Annotated in this window: 6 protein-coding genes; 4 read left to right on the top strand and 2 right to left on the bottom strand. The window is 61.0% G+C overall.

Features of this window, described 5'->3' with window-relative positions:
- Positions 1-180: hypothetical protein (locus tag ACW9H9_RS05635; RefSeq protein ID WP_457342164.1), on the bottom strand; the 180-nt coding region annotated here is incomplete at its 3' end.
- On the opposite strand from ACW9H9_RS05635, the gene ubiD reads away from it, so the two are divergent.
- From ubiD to ACW9H9_RS05615, 4 genes are all read left to right on the top strand, one after another.
- Entirely contained in the window at positions 170-1,636 is a 1,467-nt protein-coding gene (gene ubiD, locus ACW9H9_RS05630; protein ID WP_457342163.1) for a 4-hydroxy-3-polyprenylbenzoate decarboxylase, read from the top strand. The two genes, ACW9H9_RS05635 and ubiD, sit on opposite strands and share 11 nt — an antisense overlap.
- On the top strand, positions 1,636-2,604 hold the full coding sequence (locus ACW9H9_RS05625; RefSeq protein WP_457342162.1) for a CDP-6-deoxy-delta-3,4-glucoseen reductase: 969 nt from the start codon (positions 1,636-1,638) through the stop codon (positions 2,602-2,604). Before ubiD ends, ACW9H9_RS05625 begins: the two co-directional genes overlap by 1 nt.
- Before the next feature lie 210 nt (positions 2,605-2,814).
- Positions 2,815-5,202, top strand: coding sequence for a TonB-dependent receptor plug domain-containing protein (locus ACW9H9_RS05620; protein WP_457342161.1), 2,388 nt, complete (start codon positions 2,815-2,817; stop codon positions 5,200-5,202).
- Between the two features lie 26 nt (positions 5,203-5,228).
- Complete coding sequence (locus ACW9H9_RS05615; RefSeq protein WP_457342160.1) at positions 5,229-5,882, top strand: gamma-glutamylcyclotransferase; 654 nt, start codon at positions 5,229-5,231, stop codon at positions 5,880-5,882.
- Here the strand turns inward: ACW9H9_RS05615 and glpT are convergent.
- Positions 5,879-7,216 (bottom strand): glycerol-3-phosphate transporter, encoded by a 1,338-nt coding sequence (glpT, locus tag ACW9H9_RS05610; protein ID WP_457342159.1) that lies wholly within the window; start codon positions 7,214-7,216, stop codon positions 5,879-5,881. The genes ACW9H9_RS05615 and glpT overlap by 4 nt on opposite strands.
- Positions 7,217-7,323 lie beyond the last annotated feature (107 nt).

Below are 7,323 nucleotides of genomic sequence, written 5' to 3'. Positions count from 1 at the left end.
CGAATTCTTTTTCATGAAGATCAAGAATGACTTTCCCGGTAATCCGTGAAGAACCTTTTTTTTACCTGTGGTTTTTAACGACCCAAGGCGTGCAATTGGGCCGTGATGAGGCTGCCAGCCGACGCCATAGCAGGTAGGATGTACGCCTATTTTACGGGTGGCATGGTTAATGAAATTCAAGGATCTTCGGGATTTCGTGCAGCAACTTGAGCAGCGCGGAGAGTTGAAACGTATCCAGGTGCCGATTTCCCCGGTACTGGAAATGACTGAGATTTGCGACCGTACCTTGCGTAACAAGGGCCCGGCGCTGCTGTTCGAGAACCCCAAGGGTTTTGATATCCCGGTGCTCGGTAACCTGTTCGGCACCCCTGGGCGCGTGGCGCTCGGCATGGGGGCAGAAGAGGTCAGCGAGCTGCGTGAGATCGGCAAGCTGCTGGCGTTTCTCAAAGAGCCCGAGCCGCCCAAGGGCCTGAAAGACGCGTGGTCGAAGCTGCCGATCTTTCGCAAGATCATCGCCATGGCGCCCAAAGTGGTCAAAGACGCGGTGTGCCAGGAAGTGGTCATCGAAGGCGATGACGTCGACCTCGGCATGCTCCCCGTGCAAACCTGCTGGCCGGGTGATGTCGCCCCGCTGATCACCTGGGGCCTGACCGTCACCAAAGGCCCGAATAAAGACCGCCAGAACCTCGGCATTTACCGTCAGCAAGTGATCGGCTGCAACAAGGTGATCATGCGCTGGCTGAGCCACCGTGGCGGCGCGCTGGATTTTCGTGAGTGGTGCGAAAAACACCCGGGCCAACCGTTCCCGGTGTCCGTAGCCCTGGGCGCAGACCCGGCAACGATCCTGGGCGCCGTTACTCCGGTGCCCGACAGCCTGTCGGAATACGCGTTCGCCGGCCTGTTGCGCGGCAACCGCACCGAGTTGGTGAAATGCCGTGGCAATGACCTGCAAGTGCCGGCCACCGCCGAGATCATCCTCGAAGGCGTGATTCACCCGGGCGAGATGGCCGACGAAGGCCCTTATGGGGACCACACCGGCTACTACAACGAAGTCGACAGCTTCCCGGTGTTCACCGTCGAGCGCATCACCCATCGGATCAAACCGATCTACCACAGCACCTACACCGGCCGTCCGCCGGATGAGCCGGCCATTCTTGGCGTGGCACTCAACGAGGTGTTTGTACCGATCCTGCAAAAGCAGTTTCCGGAAATCACCGACTTCTACCTGCCGCCCGAGGGCTGCTCGTATCGCATGGCCGTGGTGACCATGAAAAAGTCATACCCGGGCCACGCCAAGCGCGTGATGTTGGGTGTGTGGTCGTTTTTGCGACAGTTCATGTACACCAAGTTCGTTATCGTCACCGACGACGACATCAACGCCCGCGACTGGAACGACGTGATCTGGGCCATCACCACGCGAATGGACCCCAAGCGCGACACGGTGATGATCGACAACACGCCAATCGACTACCTGGACTTTGCCTCGCCGGTGTCGGGCCTGGGCTCGAAAATGGGCCTGGATGCCACCCATAAATGGCCGGGCGAAACCACTCGCGAATGGGGCCGAGTGATCGTCAAGGACGATGCCGTCACCGCCCGTATCGATGCGCTCTGGAATGAATTGGGAATAGATTGATGCGTGTAACCCTGCAACCTTCCGGTGCCGTGCTTGAACTGACACCCGGCGAACGCGTGCTCGAAGGCGCCCGGCGCCTGGGCTACGATTGCCCTCAGGCCTGTCGCAACGGGGTGTGCCATGTGTGCGCGGCGTTGCTGGTGGAAGGCCGCGTAAAACAAGCCGGCGAGGTGCGTGACCATGGCGAGTTCTATACCTGCATTGCCGAACCGCTGGAGGATTGCATCGTGTTGTGGGATGGCGTGCTGGCGCCCGGGGAGTTGCCGGTGCGCACACTGTCTTGCCAGCTGAGCGAATGCGTAGAGGTGGGCGGCGACGTATGGCGCGTGCGCCTGCGGGCGCCAGCGGGCAAGCCGGTGCGCTACCACGCCGGGCAATACGTGATGATCGAGCGCGATAACGGCGAAAAATCGGCGTTTTCCCTCGCCTCGGCGCCCAACGCCGGGCGCGAGCTGGAGCTGCATGTACTGGCGCGTGAAGACAGCGCGCGCACCCTGATCGAACAGTTGCAGCGCAACCAGATGGCCCGGGTGCAACTGCCGTTTGGCGACACCCACCTGGCCGAACTGCCCGACGGGCCGCTGGTGTTGATTGCCGCGGGCACCGGCATGGCGCAGATGCACAGCCTGATCGAACACTGCCGCGCCAGCGGTTTTAAACACCCGGTGCATTTGTATTGGGGCGTGCGTCGGCCAGAAGACTTCTATCAGATCGAGCACTGGGAGCAGTGGCAGCAACTGCCCAACCTGTTCCTGCACAAAGTGGTCAGCGACCTGTGCGGCTGGGAAGGGCGCTGCGGGTTGCTGCACGAAGCGGTGTGTGAAGACATCACTGACCTCAAACCCGTGCACGTTTACGCCAGCGGTTCACCCGCGATGATCTACGGCACGCTGGATGCGCTGGTGGAGGCGGGCATGGACGCGCACCAGATGCGCGCCGACGTATTTGCCTACGCCCCAAGACCCTGACTCCCGCCTGCGCTGAATTGTGTCAGCGCTTATACCTTTGCTTATGCTTTTACGGTATTTAATTTGCCGAGAAGATATCTTTAAGCTATATGCCAACGGACTACCGCCTATCTATCGATAACCAATAAATGACCGCCACCGTCCACCACACGGATCGATCGTATGAACTCAGAGCGTTGATGTTCTGACCGTTGATTCAAGGGGAGCGGTATGGGGAGCAACAAGCATCACCTGCTGTACACGGCGATTTTGTCAGCCAATTTGCTGGCCGCCGTAGGGTCCACTTCTGTCGCAGCCGCCGAAACGGCGACTGCCGACGCACCTAAACTCGACACCGTGATCGTCACGGGCACCCGCGCCCAAGAGCGCACCGCCAGTGCTTCGTTGTCGCCCATCGACGTGATTTCCGGCGACACCTTGCGCAGCACCGGCTCCGACGAGCTGGGCGCCGTACTGGCGCGGCTGATTCCGTCGATCAACTTTCCACGCCCCAGCCTGGTCGATGGCGCTGAACTGGTCCGCCCGGCGCAGTTGCGCGGCCTGTCGCCGGACCAGGTCCTGGTGCTGGTCAACGGCAAGCGCCGCCACACCAGCGCGTTCGTCAACCTGGGCGGCGCGGTCGGACGCGGTTCGGCCCCGGCGGACCTGAACGCTATCCCGCTGTCGGCCGTTGATCACATCGAAGTGCTGCGCGACGGCGCCTCTGCCCGCTACGGCTCGGATGCGATTGCCGGGGTGATCAACGTGATCCTCAAGCACACCGACAACGGCGGGTCGATTTCCAGCAAGTTTGGCCAGTACAAAAAAGGCGACGGGATTCAGCGCAACCTCAGTGGCAACACCGGCCTGGCGCTGGGGGATAACGGTTTTATCAACCTGTCGGCCGAAGGCGCCGACAACGATTACACCAACCGTGCGGGCAAGGATTTTCGCCCGGCCAGCGTGGGCTCGACCACGTACGGCCAGCGCGTGTTCCGTCAGGGCGAACCGGCGACCGATCAGGGCAAGCTGTTCTTCAACTCCGAATATTCCTTCAACGACGCGGCCGAATTCTATGCCTTCGGTGGCTACAGCAAGACGCGCGGCGAGACGGCGGCCTTCTACCGGGCGAGCAACGCGTCCAACAACATTGCGGCGCTGAACCCCAACGGCTATTTGCCGCTGATTCGCGGCGACGTGGAAGACACCTCGCTGGCGGTGGGTTTGCGCGGGCTGCTGGCCTACGACTGGCACTACGACGTGTCGGTCAACTATGGCAAGAACCAGTACCAAATTGGCACCGAAACCATCAACACCTCGCTGGGCCTGGCCACGCCGCGCAAGTTCGACAACGGCACGCTGGTCAACGACCAGAAACAAGTGAGCCTGGACCTGTCGCGCGAGTTCGACCTGGGTTGGTTGCCGTACCCGGTATCGGTGGCGTTTGGCGGTGAATACCTGGACCAGGGTTACCAGATCAAGTCCGGCGACGCCGCGTCTTACTTCCAGACCGGCAGCTCGGGCCTGGGCGGTTTCCGCGATGCCGACGCAGGCACCAGCTCGCGCCACAACTGGGCGCAGTACCTGGACTTGGAAACCAACTTCACCGAAAAACTCAGCGCCTCGGCGGCCGTGCGCCACGAGGACTACAGCGACTTCGGCTCCAACGTCAGCGGTTCGTTGTCGGCCCGTTATGACTTCACCCCGCAAGTGGCCTTACGCGGCAGTGTTTCCAACGGTTTCCGCGCACCGTCCCTGGCGCAGCAGAACTTTGCCTACACCTCGTCGCAATTGATCGGCAACACCATCCAGGAGGCGGGCACGTTCCCGGCCAATAGTCAGGTGGCCCGCCTGCTCGGGGCTGAAACACTCAAGCCCGAAAAGTCGCGCAACTACAGCCTGGGCCTGGTGCTGGAGCCCACCGATAACCTGACCGTGACCGCCGATGTGTACCGCATCGACATCAGCGATCGCATCAGCCTGTCGTCCAACCTGGTGCTCAACCCCGCGGCGGTGGCGTACCTGCAGGCCAACGGCGTCGGCAACATCAACTACACCAGCGCCCGTTACTTCACCAACGCCACCGACACCAGCACCGACGGCATCGACCTGGTGGCCAACTATCGCTACCAATTCGACAACGGCATTCGCTGGAACAGCACGGTCGGCTATAACTACAACCACACCAAGGTGACGGACGTAAAAGCCAACCCGGCGGTGCTGGACGGTTTGGGCGTGAATTTGCTGCGGGTCGACCGCCGCGAGCGCATTGGCCTGTTGGGTGATACCACGCCGCAGCACAAGCTGAGCCTGAGCAACGACTTTTCCTATGGTAACTGGGCGCTGCACAGCAACCTGGTGCGTTACGGCGAGTTCACCAGCTATCAGACCGACAAGGTCAACGACCAGACCTTCAACGCGGCCTGGGTGCTGGACCTGTCCGCCGACTACAAGCTGAAAAACTGGACCTTCACCGTCGGCGGCGACAACGTCACCGACAAGTACCCGGAAAAAGTCAACGCATTCGCCAGCAGTGGCGGCAACCTGGCCTATAGCACTTTTTCGCCGTACGGTTACAGCGGCGCGTTCTATTACGGTAAAGTTGCTTACAACTGGTAACACACGGGAGACCGACGCGATTCGCCATGTCCGCTCAAGAATCTGATTTTCTGCAATTGGCTTACCCCCCGCGCCTCGATTTGGGGCCGCAACTCACGCACGAGCAATTGATGAGTTCGATGCAGGCCACCATGGCGCTGCATCGGGGTGGACCGGTCTGGCTTTTCGCGTACGGTTCGCTGATCTGGCGCCCGGAGTGTTCGGCGGCAGAGCGCGTGCGTGCACGGGTGCATGGTTATCACCGTGGCTTGTATTTGTGGTCGCAAGAGCATCGCGGCACGCCCGAATTGCCAGGCCTGGTGTTTGGCCTGGACCGCGGCGGTTCGTGCAGCGGGTTTGCCTACCGCTTGCCGGACGATCAGCTGGACGCTTCGCTGTATGCGTTATGGCGCCGCGAGATGCCGTACCCGTCTTATCGTCCGCACTGGCTCAGTTGCCGACTGGAAGACGGCAGCCAGGTGCAGGCGTTGGGATTTGTCTTGGAGCGGCACCTGCCCACCTATGCGGGCAACTTGCCGGACAGCGTGCTGAACCAGGTGTTTGAAAGTGCTTGCGGGCGTTACGGCACCACTCGCGATTATGTCGAGCAGACCGTCAACGCCCTGCGTAGCCACGCCATGCCAGACAAAAATCTGGAGGCGCGGCTCAAGCGTTGTTCCAAAGGCTGCGCGGGCGATTAACGCGCGGTGCTGGCCTTGTTGGTGTGCCACAGGGTGGGCACCAGGAAGGCAATCGCCAACAGGCATGCGCCGATCAGCAACACAAACCCGCCATCCCAGCCGAAGTGGTCAACGGTGTAGCCCATGGCTGCACTGGCGGCCACCGAGCCCCCCAGGTAACCGAACAGGCCGGTGAAACCCGCTGCCGTACCGGCTGCTTTTTTCGGCGCCAGTTCCAGCGCCTGCAGGCCGATCAGCATGACCGGGCCATAGATCAAGAAGCCAATCGAGAACAGCGCGATCATGTCGATGGTCGGGTTGCCCGGCGGGTTGAGCCAATACACCAAGGTGGCCACGGTCACCAGCGCCATGAACACCACGCCGGTCAGGCCACGGTTGCCACGGAAGATTTTGTCCGACATCCAGCCGCACAGCAGCGTGCCCGGAATGCCTGCCCACTCGTAGAAGAAGTACGCCCACGAGGTTTTATCCACGTCGAAGTGCTTGGCTTCCTTGAGGTAGGTCGGTGCCCAGTCCAGCACGCCGTAGCGCAGCAGGTAGACGAACACGTTGGCGAAGGCGATGTACCAGAGCATTTTGTTGCGCAGCACGTATTTGACGAAGATTTCCTTGGCGCTGAATTCTTCCTCGTGGCTGGCGTTGTAGCCTTCCGGGTAGTCGTTCTTGTACTGCTCGATAGGCGGCAGGCCGACCGATTGCGGGGTGTCGCGCATGGTGATGAACGCAAAGGCGGCCACCAGCAAGGCCACGGTGGCCGGCACGTAGAACGCTGCGTGCCAGTCGTTGAACCAGGCCATGCCCAACAGGAACAGCGGGCCGATCAGGCCGCCGCCGACGTTGTGCGCCACGTTCCAGACCGACACCACGCCGCCGCGCTCTTTCTGCGACCACCAGTGCACCATGGTCCGCCCGCTCGGCGGCCAGCCCATGCCCTGGGCCCAGCCGTTGATGAACAGCAAAATGAACATCATGGTCACACTGGACGTGGCCCAAGGTGCGAAACCGAAAATGAACATCACCCCGGCGGACACCAACAGGCCGAAGGTCAGGAAGTAGCGCGGGTTGGAGCGGTCGGACACCAGGCCCATGAGGAACTTGGACAAGCCGTAGGCAATGGCGATCGCCGACATCGCCAGGCCCAGTTCGCCGCGGGTGTAACCCTCGTCGATCAGGTAGGGCATGGCCAGGGAGAAGTTTTTGCGCAGCAGGTAGTAGCCGGCGTAACCGAAGAAAATACCGGCGAAGATCTGCCAGCGCAGGCGTCGGTAGGTGCTGTCTATTTTTTCTTCAGGCAGGGGGGCCTGATGGGCGGCGGGGCGAAAGAAGGCAAACATTCAAGGGCTCCAGATTTCTTGTTTTGACTGCGGATGCGAATGTTACAGTTTCGTTACCGAAAATAGCACCGCCTCTTATCTGCAAGCACAGGAAATTGGAGCGACGG

The organism is Pseudomonas sp. SDO5215_S409, assembly GCF_054071325.1.
Note: the sequence above shows the minus strand (reverse complement) of the source record. Positions and strands in the feature narration are given on the sequence as shown.

What these genes read in the sequence shown, in the direction of transcription:
- glpT (WP_457342159.1), bottom strand. Translation starts at nt 7,216, where the DNA reads ATGTTTGCCTTCTTTCGCCCCGCCGCCCATCAGGCCCCCCTGCCTGAA.
- ACW9H9_RS05620 (WP_457342161.1), top strand. Translation starts at nt 2,815, where the DNA reads ATGGGGAGCAACAAGCATCACCTGCTGTACACGGCGATTTTGTCAGCC.
- ubiD (WP_457342163.1), top strand. Translation starts at nt 170, where the DNA reads ATGAAATTCAAGGATCTTCGGGATTTCGTGCAGCAACTTGAGCAGCGC.
- ACW9H9_RS05625 (WP_457342162.1), top strand. Translation starts at nt 1,636, where the DNA reads ATGCGTGTAACCCTGCAACCTTCCGGTGCCGTGCTTGAACTGACACCC.
- ACW9H9_RS05615 (WP_457342160.1), top strand. Translation starts at nt 5,229, where the DNA reads ATGTCCGCTCAAGAATCTGATTTTCTGCAATTGGCTTACCCCCCGCGC.